Annotated in this window: 12 protein-coding genes; 8 read left to right on the top strand and 4 right to left on the bottom strand. The window is 72.7% G+C overall.

Features of this window, described 5'->3' with window-relative positions:
• Positions 1-191 precede the first annotated feature (191 nt).
• Entirely contained in the window at positions 192-812 is a 621-nt protein-coding gene (locus ABZ342_RS33635; protein WP_360481656.1) for a TetR/AcrR family transcriptional regulator, read from the bottom strand.
• A 69-nt stretch (positions 813-881) separates the two neighbouring features.
• On the opposite strand from ABZ342_RS33635, the gene ABZ342_RS33630 reads away from it, so the two are divergent.
• From ABZ342_RS33630 to ABZ342_RS33600, 7 genes are read left to right on the top strand one after another with little or no spacing between them, the layout of a single operon-like run.
• Positions 882-2,033 carry an acyl-CoA dehydrogenase family protein gene (locus ABZ342_RS33630; protein ID WP_360481653.1) on the top strand — a complete coding sequence of 384 codons (1,152 nt, stop codon included), beginning with the start codon at positions 882-884 and terminating at the stop codon, positions 2,031-2,033.
• 8 nt (positions 2,034-2,041) lie between these two features.
• Positions 2,042-3,598, top strand: coding sequence for an AMP-binding protein (locus ABZ342_RS33625; RefSeq protein WP_360481650.1), 1,557 nt, complete (start codon positions 2,042-2,044; stop codon positions 3,596-3,598).
• The gene (locus tag ABZ342_RS33620; protein WP_360481647.1) at positions 3,595-5,193 is read left to right on the top strand and encodes a carboxyl transferase domain-containing protein; all 1,599 of its coding nucleotides are present in this window, start codon (positions 3,595-3,597) and stop codon (positions 5,191-5,193) included. The genes ABZ342_RS33625 and ABZ342_RS33620 overlap by 4 nt, the downstream gene beginning before the upstream one ends.
• 4 nt (positions 5,194-5,197) lie before the next feature.
• The gene (locus ABZ342_RS33615; protein ID WP_360481644.1) at positions 5,198-7,156 is read left to right on the top strand and encodes a biotin carboxylase N-terminal domain-containing protein; all 1,959 of its coding nucleotides are present in this window, start codon (positions 5,198-5,200) and stop codon (positions 7,154-7,156) included.
• A complete protein-coding gene (locus ABZ342_RS33610; protein WP_360481641.1) occupies positions 7,153-7,896 on the top strand; it encodes an enoyl-CoA hydratase-related protein in 744 nt (247 codons plus the stop codon). Before ABZ342_RS33615 ends, ABZ342_RS33610 begins: the two co-directional genes overlap by 4 nt.
• Position 7,897: 1 nt before the next feature.
• Positions 7,898-8,689 carry a TIGR03084 family metal-binding protein gene (locus tag ABZ342_RS33605; RefSeq protein WP_360481638.1) on the top strand — a complete coding sequence of 264 codons (792 nt, stop codon included), beginning with the start codon at positions 7,898-7,900 and terminating at the stop codon, positions 8,687-8,689.
• A complete protein-coding gene (locus tag ABZ342_RS33600) occupies positions 8,686-10,452 on the top strand; it encodes an acyclic terpene utilization AtuA family protein (protein ID WP_360481635.1) in 1,767 nt (588 codons plus the stop codon). The genes ABZ342_RS33605 and ABZ342_RS33600 overlap by 4 nt, the downstream gene beginning before the upstream one ends.
• Before the next feature lie 13 nt (positions 10,453-10,465).
• Here the strand turns inward: ABZ342_RS33600 and ABZ342_RS33595 are convergent, their stop codons facing one another.
• The 3 genes from ABZ342_RS33595 to ABZ342_RS33585 are packed head-to-tail and all read right to left on the bottom strand — an operon-like array spanning position 10,466 to position 13,260.
• Positions 10,466-11,110, bottom strand: a complete 645-nt coding sequence (locus ABZ342_RS33595; protein ID WP_360481632.1) for a phospholipase — start codon at positions 11,108-11,110, stop codon at positions 10,466-10,468.
• Positions 11,107-12,285, bottom strand: coding sequence for an acyl-CoA dehydrogenase family protein (locus ABZ342_RS33590; RefSeq protein ID WP_360481629.1), 1,179 nt, complete (start codon positions 12,283-12,285; stop codon positions 11,107-11,109). The genes ABZ342_RS33595 and ABZ342_RS33590 overlap by 4 nt, the downstream gene beginning before the upstream one ends.
• Positions 12,286-12,306: 21 nt before the next feature.
• The gene (locus tag ABZ342_RS33585; protein WP_155542871.1) at positions 12,307-13,260 is read right to left on the bottom strand and encodes a VOC family protein; all 954 of its coding nucleotides are present in this window, start codon (positions 13,258-13,260) and stop codon (positions 12,307-12,309) included.
• Between the two features lie 150 nt (positions 13,261-13,410).
• Between ABZ342_RS33585 and ABZ342_RS33580 the strand changes: the two genes are divergently transcribed.
• Positions 13,411-14,385, top strand: a complete 975-nt coding sequence (locus ABZ342_RS33580; RefSeq protein WP_155542872.1) for a helix-turn-helix domain-containing protein — start codon at positions 13,411-13,413, stop codon at positions 14,383-14,385.
• The last annotated feature ends 93 nt before the right edge of the window (positions 14,386-14,478 follow it).

Below are 14,478 nucleotides of genomic sequence, written 5' to 3'. Positions count from 1 at the left end.
GACATGCCGCGCCGCAGGAAGCTCGAGAACGCGCCTTCGTAGCGCTTCTCGTTGGCCTCGGCGTCGCCCTCGGGGCGGCCACGGAGGGTCTCGACGTCGATCTGCTCGCTGGTGGTGGTCATGCCGGGCTCCTTCGCCGTCGCCGACGAGCCCAGCATGCCGTGAGCCAGGTCACCAAATCAAGAGGAAAGTTATTCGCCATTCACTGACGCGGGCGGTGTCGGCGTGACACCGAGGCAGGCGTGCGCCATCTCGTCGAGCAGCGCCGCGAGCCGCTCGGGGGCCAGCCCGCTGCGGAAGAAGAGCGTCGACTGCACTGCGCCGATCGCCGCGTGCACGGCCAGCCGCAGCTCGCCGTCGGCGAGGTCGGGGCGCAGCGGGGACAGCACGTGCACCCAGTCCTCGAGGTAGTGCCGCTGGAGCCGGCGCAGCCGCCGCCGGTCCTCCTCGGGCAGGTTGTGGACCTCGCGGTGGTAGACCGCGAGCACGGTGCGGTCCTCGATGGCCACCCGGACGTGGTCCCTGACCAGGCCGGACAGCGTCGCCCGGTCGTCCGGGCCGGCGGCGAGGATCGCGGCGGCCCCGTCCTGCAGGCGGGCCATCACGCGGTCGAGCAGCGCGACCAGGATCGCGTCCTTGTTCTCGAAGTGCCGGTAGACGCCGGACCCGACGATGCCGGCCTCCGCGCCGATGTCGGCCATGCCGATCGCGTGGAACCCGCGCCGCGCGGTGAGCTCGGCCGCCGCGGTCAGGATCCGCTCCCGGCGCTCGGGGTCGCGCCGCCGCCGGGTGGCCGGGGATGTCGCTGTCATCTTGTCATCGTCGCAGACGGGAGCTACGGTGCGCTATAAGTGAATACGAAATCACTAAGGAGCGTCGGCGTGGACGTGCTCGACAGCGACGAGGCCCGTGACCTCCGGGCCGCGGTGGGCGCGATCGCCGCGCCGTTCGGCGGCCGCTACTACGTCGAGCACGCCCGGGCGGGCCGCGAGTGCACCGAGCTGTGGCACGCGCTGGGCGACGCGGGGTTCATCGGCGTCAACATCCCCGAGGAGTACGGCGGCGGTGGCCGCGGCCTGGCCGAGCTGACCATCGTGATCGAGGAGAGCGCCGCGCGAGGCGCGCCGATGCTGCTCCTGCTCGTCACCGAAGCCATCTCCGCCGAGGTGCTCACCGAGTTCGGCACGCCGGAGCAGCGCAAGGAGTGGCTGCCCGGCCTCGCGAGCGGCCGGGCCAAGGTCGTCTTCGCCATCACCGAGCCGGACGCCGGCTCCAACACCCACAAGCTGAGCACCACCGCCCGCCGCGACGGCGACGAGTGGGTGGTCGACGGCGAGAAGTACTACATCTCCGGCGTCGACACCGCCGACGCGCTGCTGCTCGTCGCCCGTACCGGCCGCGACCCCGACGGCACCGCCCAGCTCTCGCTGTTCCTGGTCCCGGTCGACGCGCCCGGCCTCACGGTGACGCCCCTGCCAGTCGACGTCATGCTGCCCGAGAAGCAGTTCACGCTGCGCTTCGACGGCGTCCGGCTGCCCGCGACGGCGCTCGTCGGCGAGGAGGGCGCGGGTTTCCGGCAGGTCTTCCACGGCCTCAACCCCGAACGCATCACCGGCGCCGCGCTCTGCGTCGGCATCGCGCGCTACGCCCTCGACGTCGCCGCTCGCTACGCCAGGGAACGCACGGTGTGGGACCGGCCGATCGGTGTCCACCAGGGCGTCTCGCATCCGCTGGCCAAGGCCAAGATCGAAACCGAGCTGGCCGCCCTGATGACGCACCGCGCGGCGGCCCTGCACGACCGCGGGCTGCCCGCGGGCGAGGCGTCGAACATGGCCAAGTACGCCGCCGCGGAGGCCGCGCTGGCCGCCGTCGACGCCGCCATCCAGACCCACGGCGGCAACGGCGTCTCGGCGGACTTCGGGCTGCTGCCGTACTGGGGGCTGGCCCGGCTGCTGCGGATCGCCCCGGTGAACCGCGAAATGATCCTCAACTTCGTCGCGCAGCACAGCCTCGGGCTGCCCCGGTCCTATTAGGAGGACTGATGACGGACCACAACCTCGTCCACCGGGTCAACGTCGGCGACGCGCTCACCCGCGTCGCGTTCGCCCGCCCGGAGGCCCTCGCCGTGGTCGACGGCGAGCGCCGCTGGACCTACGGCGAGTTCGACACGTGGGTCAACCGGTTCGCCCACGGCCTGACCGCCCGCGGGTACACGACCGGTGACGTCCTCGCGCTGGCGTCGGCCAACAGCGCCGAGTTCCTCGCCGTCTACTACGCCTGCGCGAAGCTCGGGGTGGTCTGTGTCCCGATCAACCTCGGCTGGCGCGCCGACGAAGTCGCTTACGTGCTCGGGCATTCGCAGGCCCGCGGCATCGTGGTGGAGCGCCAGCTCGCTGGGGTCATCGCACCTGCGGTGCCCGAAGGGACCGACGTGATCCTCGCGCCCGGCACCGGCGGCGACGCCACCGGCCTGGAGTTCGACGACGTGCTCTCGGACGACACGACGTCCCCCGAGGTCGTCGTCGAGGACCGCGCTCCACTGTCCTATCTGTACACCTCCGGGACCACGGCGGCCCCGAAGGGCGTCGTCGGCACGCATCTGGGGATCCACCTGGAGTCGATGTCGGCCGCCCTCGACTCCGGCTGGCGCGCCGACGACCGGTTCGTCGCGATGATGCCGATGTTCCACACCGCGCAGCTCAACGCCTTCTGCACGCCCGCGATCGTCGTCGGCGCCACGATCTTCGTGCACCGCGGCTTCGACCCGGACGCGTTCCTCGCCACGATCGAACGCGAGAAGATCACCCAGGTCTTCGGCCTGCCGATGATGTACCGCGCGGCCCTGGAGCACCCGTCGTTCGGCGCGCGGGACCTGTCCTCACTGCGGCGAGCCGTCTACGCGATGGCGCCGATGCCGGAAGCGCAGATCAAGGCGTGCCTCGACGGCTTCCGCTGCGACTTCGCGCTGCTGTTCGGCCAGACCGAGATGAGCCCGATCACCACGCTCTTCCGCCCCGAGCACCAGCTCTCGCACGTCGGCGCGGTCGGCACCCCGCTCACCGGCGTCCAGGTCGGGATCATGGACCCGGACGGGAAGCTGCTGCCGCGCGGCGAGCAGGGCGAGATCGTCTACCGGGCGCCGTCGACCATGCAGGAGTACCTGCGCAACCCCGAGGCCACGGCCGAGGCGTTCCGGCACGGCTGGTTCCACTCCGGCGACGTCGGGCGGTTCGGGCCGGACGGGGTGCTCTGGTTCGCCGACCGGTACAAGGACGTCATCAAGACCGGCGGCGAGAACGTCGCCTCGATCGAGGTCGAGCGGGCGGTCTACGACACCGAGCCGGACGTCGCCGAGGTCGTGGTCGTCGGGCTGCCGCACGAACGCTGGACCGAGGCCATCACGGCGGTGGTCGTGCCCAAACCCGGGGCGCGGATCGACGCCGAAGGCCTGCGGCTGCGCCTGAAGGACCGCCTGGACGGCTACAAGGTGCCGAAGGCCGTGATCGTCGCCGACGAGCTGCCGCGCACGTCCACCGGGAAGATCCAGAAGAACGTGGTCCGGGAGCGGCACGCCGGGCACTACGGGGGAGCGGAATGACGGTCCTGAAATCCCTGCTCGACGTCTCGGCCGAGCGCTACGCGACCAACCGGAAGGCCCAGCTGGACGCGCTGGCCAAGCTGGAGGAACAGCTGGAGCTGGCCGTCGCCGGCGGCGGGGAGCGGTACGTCCGGCGGCACCGCGACCGCGGGAAGCTCCCGGTCCGCGAACGCCTCGAACTGCTGCTGGACCCGGACAGCCCGTTCCTGGAGCTGTCCGCGCTCGCCGCGTGGGGCACCGACTTCACGGTCGGCGCCTCGGTGCTCACCGGCATCGGCGTGGTGTCCGATGTGGAGTGCGTGGTCATCGGGCACGACCCGACCGTCCGCGGCGGGGCGATGAACCCGTACTCGCTGCGGAAGACGTTGCGGGCGCTGGAGATCGCCCGCGTCAACCGGCTGCCGGTGATCAACCTCGTCGAGTCCGGCGGCGCCGACCTGCCGACGCAGGCCGACCTCTTCGTGCCCGCCGGGCGGATCTTCCACGAGCTGACCGAGCTGTCCTCGCTGGGCATCCCGACCCTGGCCATCGTGTTCGGCAACTCGACCGCGGGCGGCGCGTACGTACCCGGCATGTGCGACTACGCGGTGCTCGTCGACCGCCAGGCCAAGGTGTTCCTCGGCGGCCCGCCCCTGGTCAAGATGGCCACGGGGGAGGAGGCCGACGACGAGTCGCTCGGCGGCGCCGAAATGCACTCCCGCGTCTCCGGCCTCTCCGACTACTTCGCGGTGGACGAGCGCGACGCCATCCGGCTGGGCCGGCGCGTCCTGTCCCGGATCAACTGGCGCAAGCTCGGTCCCGGGCCCACGCGCACGCCGGAGCCGCCGCGCTACGACCCCGACGAGATCCTCGGCATCGTGCCGCCGGACACCAAAATGCCCTTCGACCCGCGGGAGATCCTCGCCCGCACGGTCGACGGCTCCGACTTCGACGAGTACAAGCCGCTCTACGGCACTTCGCTCGTCACGGGCTGGGCGAGCATCCACGGCTATCCCGTCGGGGTGCTCGCCAACCACCGCGGCGTCCTGTTCAGCGAGGAGGCCAAGAAGGCCAGCGAGTTCATCCTGCTCGCCAACCAGACCGACGTCCCGCTGGTGTTCCTGCAGAACACGACCGGCTACATGGTCGGCACGCGGTACGAGCAGGGCGGGATCATCAAGGACGGCGCCAAGATGATCAACGCCGTCACCAACAGCACGGTGCCGCACCTGACCGTCAACATGGCTTCCTCGTTCGGCGCGGGCAACTACGGGATGTCCGGCCGGGCCTACGACCCGCGGCTGATGTTCGCGTGGCCGAGCGCGAAGCTCGCGGTGATGGGCGCGCCGCAGCTCGCCGGCGTGATGTCGATCGTCGGCCGCGCCTCGGCCGCGTCGCAGGGGCGCGAGTTCGACGAAGAAGCCGACCGGACGCGCACGGCGGCGATCGAGAGCCAGATCGAACGCGAGTCGCACGCCTTCGCCGTCACCGCGCGGTTGTACGACGACGGCATCGTCGATCCCCGCGACACCCGGGACGTGCTCGGGATGTCGCTGTCCGCCGTCCACTCCAACCGCGTCGAGGGCCGGCGTGGCTTCGGCGTCTTCCGGATGTGAACCGATGATCACGAAACTGCTCGTCGCCAACCGCGGGGAGATCGCCGCCCGGGTCATGCGCACCGCGCACGACCTCGGCATCGCCACCGTGGCGGTGTACTCGGACCCGGACGCCGGCGCGCCCTTCGCCCGGCTCGCCGACGAAGCCGTCCGGCTGCCCGGCGCCGCGCCCGCCGACACCTACCTGCGCGGCGACCTCGTCATCGCCGCCGCCCGGGCCACCGGCGCCGACGCGATCCACCCCGGGTACGGGTTCCTGTCGGAGAACGCCGGGTTCGCCCGTGACTGCGCCGAAGCCGGGATCACGTTCGTCGGGCCGTCCCCGGAGGCCATCGCCTCGATGGGCTCGAAGGTCGAAGCCAAGGCCCGGATGGACGCGGCCGGGGTGCCGGTGCTGCCGGGAGCGACCGTCACCGACGACACCGACCTGGCCGCGGTGGCCGCCGGGATCGGCTTCCCCGTGCTGGTCAAGGCCGCGTTCGGCGGCGGCGGCCGCGGCATGCGCGTGGTCCACGACGAGACCGCGCTCGCCGAGGCCGTCGAGGGCGCCCGCCGCGAAGCCGCGTCGGCGTTCGGCGACGGGACGGTGTTCCTCGAACGGTTCGTCGTCGACCCGCGCCACGTCGAGGTCCAGATCCTCGGCGACACCCACGGCGAGGTGGTGCACCTGTTCGAGCGGGAGTGCTCGATCCAGCGGCGGTACCAGAAGATCGTCGAGGAGTGCCCGTCGCCGGCGGTGGACGACGCCCTGCGCGCCGAGCTGGGCGCCGCGGCCGTCGCCGCCGGGAAGGCCATCGGCTACACCGGCGCGGGCACGGTCGAGTTCGTCCTGGACCGGGCCGGCCGGTTCTTCTTCCTGGAGGTCAACACGCGCCTGCAGGTCGAGCACCCGGTGACCGAGCTGGTCACCGGCCTGGACCTGGTCGAGCAGCAGCTGCGGGTCGCCGAGGGGGAGCCGTTGCCGCCGGAGGTCCTCGGCGCGCGGATCGGCGGGCACGCGATCGAGGTCCGGCTCTACGCCGAGGACGTGCCGGCCGGGTTCCTGCCCGCGACCGGGACGCTGCACCGCTTCCGCGTCCCGTCGCCGCGCGGGGTCCGCGTCGACTCCGGCGTCGAGGACGGTTCGGTCGTCGGCCCGCACTACGACCCGATGCTGGCGAAGGTGATCGCCCACGGCCGCACCCGGCACGAGGCCGCGCGCAGCCTGGCCCGTGCGCTGCGGCACGCCGAACTCCACGGCGTCACGACGAACCGCGACCTCCTCGTCGGCATCCTGGGGGAGGCCGAGTTCCTGGCCGGCCACACGGACACGGGTTACCTGACCCGGCACGACCCTGTCGCGCTGGGCGCTCCCGAAGGCGGTGGCGCCCGGCAGGCCGCCGCGGCGGCGCTGGCCCGGCAGGCCCGCCACCGCCGGGAGGCCCGGGTCCTGCCCGAGATGCCGTCGGGCTGGCGCAACGTCGGCGGCCCGCCCCAGCGTGCCGGCTACCTCGCCGGTGGCGAAACCCTGGACGTCGCGTACTCGGTCCGGCGGTCCGGGCTCCGGCTCACCGTGAACGGCGCTCCGCTCGGCGAGTCGGTCCGGCTGGTCTCCGCGGCACCCGAGCTGGTCGAGCTGGAGATCGACGGCGTCCACCGCGCCTACCGCGTGCACACCCGCGCCGGAACGTCCTATGTGGATGGTCCCGAGGGTTCGGCCGCGCTCGCCGAAATTCCGCGCTTCGCGGACCCGGACGCCGCCGCGGCCGCCGGCTCGTTGCTCGCCGCGATGCCCGGTGCCGTGGTGCGGGTTCTCGTCGCTGCCGGCGACGAAGTCGTGACCGGGCAGGCGCTCCTGGTGCTGGAGGCGATGAAGATGGAGCACACGGTCGTCGCGCCGGTCGACGGCTCGGTCGCCGAGCTGCGTGTGCGCCTGGGCGACCAGGTCGACACCGGTCAGGTGCTGGCGGTGGTGGAAGAGTGATTTCCTACGAGGTGCGCAACGGCGTCGCCTGGCTGACGATCGACCGCCCCGAAGCGCGCAACGCACTGTCCCAAGAGGTCCGGGACGGCCTGTGGGCCGGGACCCGGCGGTTCGTCGCCGACGACTCGGCCGCCGTGCTCGTGCTGACCGGGGCCGGGGACAAGGCGTTCTGCGCCGGCGGCGACCTCAAGGAGATGGCCGAGACGGCGCTCGAGGTCCCGCCGCCGGACTTCCTGCCGCAGTTCGGCCGGAACATCGACGTCCCCAAGCCCACGATCGCCGCGGTCAACGGCGTCGCGTACGCCGGTGGCTTCCTGCTGGCCCAGCAGTGCGACCTCGTCGTCGCGGCCGAGCACGCCCGGTTCGCGGTGACCGAGGTGAAGGTGGGCCGGGGCGCGCCCTGGGCGGCCCCGCTGTCGTGGCTCGTGCCGCCGCGGATCGCCCTGGAGGTCCTGCTCACCGGCGACCCGCTCGACGCGCACCGGGCGCGCGAGGCCGGCTTGGTGAACGACGTCGTCCCGTTGGCACAGCTGCGTTCCCGGGCCCAGGAGCTGGCCGAACGGATCGCGGCCAACGCGCCGCTGTCGGTGCGGGCCGCGAAACGGACCGCCTACCTCTCGCGCGCCGACGCCTACGAGCGGGCCGAAGAGATCTGGGCGCCGGTGTACCGCTCGCGTGACGCCCAGGAGGGGCCCGCCGCGTTCCGCGAGAAGCGCACCCCCGTGTGGGAAGGACGCTGACGTGGCCGTCTCCCTGGACCTGCTGCTCGACGACCTGCTCGCCGAGACCGCCGACGTCGACGCGATGGTCGCCCCGCTCGACGACGCGGCCATCGCCCGGCCCACGCCCGCGGCCGGCTGGACCGTCCGCGACCAGGTCACGCACCTCGCCTTCTTCGACGAGGCCGCGACCCGGGCGGCCGTCGATCCCGGCGGCTTCCGGCGGGCCGCCGAGGCGCTGATGGCCGGCGGCGCGGACTTCCCCGACCGGGTCGCCGCGCAGCACGCGGAGCTGACGGCCGACGAGGTCCGGGCGTGGTTCACCCGGGCCCGGTCCGCGTTCGTCACGGCGTTCCGCGGACGCGACCCGCGCGCCCGGCTGCCCTGGTACGGCCCCGACATGAGCGTGGCCTCGTCGGTCACCGCGCGGATCATGGAGACCTGGGCCCACGGCCAGGACATCGCGGACGCGCTCGGCGCACGGCGCGAGCCCACCGACCGGCTGCGCCACATCGCCCACCTCGGCGTGTCGACGACGGCGTTCTGCTTCCGGCTCCACGGCCGCCCGGTACCGGACGTCCCGATCCGCGTCGAGCTGCTCGCGCCGTCCGGTCCACTGTGGACCTGGGGTCCCGCCGACGCCGCCGACCGGGTCGAAGGCACCGCGCTCGACTTCTGCCTGACGGTCACCCAGCGCCGGCACGTCGACGACACCGCGCTGGTCGTGTCCGGCCCGGTGGCCCGGGAGTGGATCGGGATCGCCCAGGCGTTCGCCGGCGCCCCCGGGCCCGGCCGCGAGCGGGCGCGCGCATGAGCCGCCCGGTCCGGATCGCGAACTGCTCCGGCTTCTACGGCGACCGCCTCGCGGCCGCGCGGGAAATGGTCGACGGCGGCCCGATCGACGTCCTCACCGGCGACTACCTCGCCGAGCTGACCATGCTGATCCTCTGGAAGGCCCGCCGCAAGGACCCGGGTGCCGGCTACGCGAAGACGTTCCTCACCCAGGTCGAGCACGTGCTGGGCACCTGCCTGGACCGCGGCGTCCGGATCGTGGCCAACGCCGGCGGCCTGAACCCGCCGGGGCTGGCCGCCGAGCTCACCGCGGTCGCCGAGCGGCTGGGCCTGCACCCGAAGATCGCGTACGTCGACGGCGACGACCTGGTCGACCGGCTCGGCGAGCTGCGGGCGGCCGGGCACGACCTGGCCCACCTCGACACCGGACGCAAGCTCGCCGAGGCCGGCGTCGAACCCTTGACCGCCAACGCCTACCTCGGTGGCTGGGGCATCGCCGAAGCGCTGGGCGCCGGGGCCGACGTCGTCGTCACCGGCCGCGTCACGGACGCGTCCCTGGTGGTCGGCCCGGCGGCCTGGTGGCACGGCTGGGCGCCCACGGACTTCGACGCGGTCGCGGGCGCGATGGCCGCGGGACACGTGATCGAGTGCGGCCCGCAGGCCACCGGCGGCAATTACGCCTTCTTCGAAGAGGTCACCGACCGGCGGTACCCGGGCTTCCCGATCGCCGAGGTCGAAGCCGACGGGTCGAGCGTGATCACCAAGCACGACGGCACCGGCGGCCTGGTCTCGGTGGGCACGGTCACCGCCCAGCTGCTGTACGAGATCGCCGAACCGGCGTACGCCGGCCCCGACGCGGTCGCCCACTTCGACACCGTGCGACTCGAGCAGGCCGGCCCCGACCGGGTCCGGATCAGCGGCACGCTGGGCAGTCCGCCCGGAGATCGGCTGAAGGTGGCCCTCAACCACGACGGCGGCTACCGCAACACCATGACGCTGGTGCTCACCGGCACCCGGATCGAGGAGAAGGCCGAGTGGGCCGAGCGGCAGCTGTTCGAGCTGCTCGGCGGCAAGGAGCAGTTCGCCGAGGTCGACGTGACCCTCCTGCGGTTCGACCACCCGGACGCGCCGGTGAACGCCGAAGCCACGGCCCACCTGCGGATCACGGTCAAGGACCCGGACCGGGCCAAGGTGGGCCGCCGCTTCTCGAACACGACGATGGAACTGGCGCTCGGCGGCTACCCGGGGTTCCACACGACGACCCCGCCGTCCGCGGAGAGCGGGTTCGGCGTCTACTGGCCGGCCCTGGTCCCGGCGGCGGAGGTCCAGCACCGGGTGACGTTGCCCGACGGCACCCGGCGGGTGATCCCGCACCCGCCGTCCGGTCCACCGCGCACGCTCGCCCCGGCGGCCGAGCCGGGGGTGGTGGTCACCGGACCGGTCCGGAACGTGCCCCTGGGTACGGTGGCGGGCGCGCGTTCCGGCGACAAGGGGGGCAACGCGAACGTCGGCTTCTGGACTCGCACCGACGCGGAATACGGGTGGCTTCGGCGGTATCTCGACGAAAGCCGGTTTCGGGCGTTGCTGCCGGAAGCGGCCGGCCTGGAGATCCGGCGCTTCGAGCTGCCCGACCTGCGTGCGCTGAACTTCGTGGTGGTCGGGCTTCTCGGCGCGGGGGTGGCCGCGTCGGCTCGCCCCGATCCGCAGGCCAAGGGGCTCGGTGAGTACCTCCGCAGCCGGACCGTCGAGGTGCCGGAGACGCTGCTCGGTGCGGGTGGCCGGTAGCGGCCCGCGCGGGCTACCACCGCCGGCCCGGGCCTCCCGACGCGTGCGCCGCCGCCGTGGTGAGCAACTTCGTCGCCGTCGCGCAGGCTTCGTCGGTGATCACGTGCTCGGTGCCCGGATCGATGCGCAGGTCCACCTCCGCCCCGGCCCGTCGCAGCAGCTCGGCCGTCTCTTCGACGCGGTGCCGCGGCACCCACGGGTCGTCCTCGATGCTCCGCACCACAGCCGGAACTCCGTGCAGGACCCCGCCGTCCGGCGGCGGCAAGGGCGCGCTGCCGAGGTAGCCGCCGGTGAACAGCACCAGCCCGGCCACCCGACGAGGCCGGGTGAGCACCGAGTGCGCCAGCAGGCACGCGCCCTGCGAAAAGCCCCACAGCACGACGCGGCCCGGGGCGAAACCGTCCTGGGCGAGCCGGTCGAGGCAGGCGTCGACGACCCGCAACGACCGGTCCAGCGCGGGCTGGTTGCGCTCGACCGGCTCCAGGAATGACAGCGGGTACCACGTGTTGCCGTCGGCCTCCGGCGCGAAGAACCGCACCGGCGCCGGACCCAGCCGGCGCGCCGTCGCCCGCATGAACGCGGGGTCCTGGTCACGGCCGTGCACGGCGAGCACCGCCAGCTCGGCGCGGCCGGCCGGCGTGCCCCATTCGACCGTCACGGTGCTTCCCGCAGGTCGAGGAACACCCAGTGCGCGCCGGGTGCGAGGCCGCTGAGCAGCTTGCCGCAGTTCTGGAGCACGACCGGGCCGGAGGTGACGTGCTGCGTGCCGGCGTGCAGGTCGCGGAAGAACCGCTGCAGGACGCCGTGCCGCAGCGCCGCGGTGCCCGCCCACTTGTAGACCGTCTGGCCCACCGCGTGCACCGACCACGTCGTGGTGGTGAGCATCAGGCGCGTCAGCGTCTCCTGCTCGGTGTCCAGCAGCTCGCCGCGGTCCAAAGTGGCTTCGCTGTCGGCCCAGACCTCCATCGCCCACGCCCGCGACGCGCGCAGCTTCGCTTCCGCCTCGGCGTATTCCGCGTAGAACTGCTGCGTGTCCACGGTCGCGTGCGGACTGCCGGTTTTCTTGGCGGCCAACGCCTTCAGCTCGTCGAGCAGCCGGCGGCCGACGCCGAGCGCCCACCCGGTGTGGCAGATGCCCGCCATGTTCGCCAGTCCCATGCGGTAGATCGCGCCGCCGTGACGGGTCTCGGTGGTCGCGATGCCGTACGTGTGGCTCGACGGCACGAACAGGTCGTCGCAGACGTAGTCGTGGCTGCTGGTCGCGCGCAGGCCCATGACGTCCCAGTTGTCGACCAGCTTCGCCCGGTCCTTGGGCAGCGTGAAGACCAGCACCTCGCCGGTCTCCGCGCAGAGCGCGGCGGTGTGGATGTGCGTCGCCATCGAGATCCCGGACGCGAAGTGCCAGTGCCCGCTGACGCGGTGGCCGCCGTCGGCCCGCACCGCCGTGCCGAGCTTGGTGCCCTGGCCGGCGATCAGCGCGTGGCCGCCGGTGCCGACGTCGGGGTACAGGTCGGCGACGGCGTCCGGGCCGAGGTAGGCGGCCGTCGTCCCGGTGACCATCTGCACGGCCATGAAGGCCCAGCCGACGGAAGCGTCCGCATAGGACAGCCGGGCGATCGTGTCGATCACCTGCCGCGGCGAGAACTCGTAGCCGCCGAGCTCCCGGGGGATGCCGACCTTGAACGCCCCGCTTTCGCGCAGGGCCTCGGCCGTCCCGTCGGGCACGCGGCCGGCCGCTTCGCCCTCTTCGGCGGTTTTCTCGATGAGCGGCGCGATCGCGTCGAGCCGGGCCATGAGAGCGTCGAACTCGTCGCTGACGTGCAGCTGGTTCACGATGACCGTCCTCGGCCGGGATCAGATGTCGATCGGTTCCAGCCGTCCCAGGATCTCGTCGCGGCGGTGCTCGAACTGCTCGGGCAGCTGGAACCGGGTGCCCAGCTCGTGCGGGGACTCGTCGCAGGTCCACCCGCCGTCGGCGTGGGTCACGGCCAGCTCGAACAGCGCGCCGCTCGGCGTGCGCACGTAGACGCTCTTGAAGTACTTGCGGTCCTTCAGCTCGGAGATGTCGGTGTAGCCGCGCCCTTCGATCTCGAACTTCACCGCGTCCTGGTTCTCCAGCGTGGCGACGTTCCACGCGAAGTGGTGGTAGGTGCCGGCGCCGTAGCTCCAGGTGCCCTGGTCGTCGGTGCGGTTGACGGTGATCTCGAGGTGGTTGCCGTGCTTGGCGTCGCCGATCCGCAGCCCGACGACGTCGCCCTCCTCGGCGAGGGTGTCCTGGGCGAAGAACGACTCGCCGGCGAACTCCACCATCCGGTCGGGGGTGGCCATGTGCACGCCGACGCCGTGGATGCCGTGGATGGCGTGCTCCGGCGGCACCCCGTGGCCGGCGTGGCCCACGCGCTCGTCGCCGTCGGCGCCGACGAACCGGTACTCGATGCCCGACGGGTGCCGGAACGCGAGCCGGCGCTGCCCGAACCGTTCGACGTCGGTGACCTCGATGTCGTGCGCGGTCAGCCTGCCGTGCCAGAAGTCCAGCGAGTCCGCCGGCACGGACAGCAGGACCTCGCGGGCCTGGTTGGTGCCGCGTTTGCCGTAGAAGCCCGCCTGCGCCCAGGGAAAGGTCGTGACGACGCTCGACGGGTCACCCGCGGCGTTGGAGTAGTACAGGTGGTAGATCGGCAGGGAGCCGTCGAACAGGACCGTGCGCTTGATGAAGCGCATCCCGAGGATCTTGACGTGGAAGTCGACGTCCTCCTGGGCGTCGGCCACGGAGAGCGTCACGTGGTGCGAACCCTGTACGTAGGTCATGGTGGCTCCTCCACACTGAGATGTCCGCCGGAGCGAACTGTAGGAACGGCGCGGGCGCGCGTGTGGCGCCGGAGCGCACGGCCGTGTCGAACCCGCGCACCTCCGGCCCGCGGGGAGGTACCGTGGGCGGACCGACCGTGGAGCGCGACGATGACGTCATTCACAGCCCTTTCGGAGCAGTTCGACGGCGTGGCGCCCCGCCCGATCACGCTGACGTCGTGGGCGGACGCCGTCCGGCGCAGCGTGCTGAGGTTCGAGTTCGACTGCGACCGGCCGGACCGGTTCACCGGCCGGGTCCGGGACCGGCGCCTGCACGGGGTCAGCTTCGTCGACATGGCCTCCGGGCGGCACGCCGCCTACCGCGACCACAGCACGATCCGGCCCGCCGACGCCGGGTTCTACGTGCTCACCCTGCAGCTCGCCGGCGAGATCCGCATCGCGCAGGACGGCCGGGTCGCGACGCTGACGCCCGGCCTGTTCGCGCTCTACGACTCCGGCAAGCCGGCCACGCTCACCGTCGGCGACGGCTACCGCTCCACCTGCATCCGGTTCCCCAAGACCGCGATCACGCCACGCCGGGAAGACCCGCTGGCCGAGATCACCGCGCGGCCGTTCGCCTGCGCGCCGGGCCTCACCGACACGGTGTGGAGCACGGTGCTCAGCGTCAACCGCAACCTCGAGTCGCTGGGCGTGCACGGCCCCGCCACCGTCCGGTCCCTGATGACCCTCGTCGGCACGATGCTGCGCGCCGAGCTCGGCCACCGCGTCCCCGTGCGGCCGCCGCGGGAGGAGCTGCTCGAACGGATCCTCGACCACATCGACGCCCACCTGGCCGACGCCGGGCTCGGCCCCGGCTCGATCGCGGCCGCGCACTTCCTCTCGCCGCGGTCCCTGCACGTCCTGTTCGAGCGGACCGGCACCACGGTGGCCGGCCGCATCCGCGAGCGGCGCCTCGAACGCTGCCGGCTCGACCTGGCCGACCCGGCCCTCGCGCACGTCCCGGCGTCGGCCATCGGGGCGCGGTGGGGCTTCGCCGGGGCCTCGCACTTCGGGCAGGTCTTCAAGCGGGAGAGCGGCCTGACCCCGGCGGAGTTCCGCCGTCGGACCACCGCCGGGCTCGGGTGAGCGATCGGCGCGGCCCGGTCACGCGCACCGGGCGGCGCCTCTTGTCATCGCGAAGAGCTTCTGCCTACGATGACCTCCGTCCCCGGAATTGAA

Origin of the sequence: Amycolatopsis sp. NPDC005961, assembly GCF_040629235.1 — a bacterium.
GTDB lineage: Bacteria > Actinomycetota > Actinomycetes > Mycobacteriales > Pseudonocardiaceae > Amycolatopsis > Amycolatopsis camponoti.
This window is presented reverse-complemented; position numbering and strand designations above follow the sequence as displayed.

What these genes read in the sequence shown, in the direction of transcription:
- ABZ342_RS33625 (WP_360481650.1), top strand. Translation starts at nt 2,042, where the DNA reads ATGACGGACCACAACCTCGTCCACCGGGTCAACGTCGGCGACGCGCTC.
- ABZ342_RS33615 (WP_360481644.1), top strand. Translation starts at nt 5,198, where the DNA reads ATGATCACGAAACTGCTCGTCGCCAACCGCGGGGAGATCGCCGCCCGG.
- ABZ342_RS33620 (WP_360481647.1), top strand. Translation starts at nt 3,595, where the DNA reads ATGACGGTCCTGAAATCCCTGCTCGACGTCTCGGCCGAGCGCTACGCG.
- ABZ342_RS33585 (WP_155542871.1), bottom strand. Translation starts at nt 13,260, where the DNA reads ATGACCTACGTACAGGGTTCGCACCACGTGACGCTCTCCGTGGCCGAC.
- ABZ342_RS33635 (WP_360481656.1), bottom strand. Translation starts at nt 812, where the DNA reads ATGACAGCGACATCCCCGGCCACCCGGCGGCGGCGCGACCCCGAGCGC.
- ABZ342_RS33580 (WP_155542872.1), top strand. Translation starts at nt 13,411, where the DNA reads ATGACGTCATTCACAGCCCTTTCGGAGCAGTTCGACGGCGTGGCGCCC.
- ABZ342_RS33600 (WP_360481635.1), top strand. Translation starts at nt 8,686, where the DNA reads ATGAGCCGCCCGGTCCGGATCGCGAACTGCTCCGGCTTCTACGGCGAC.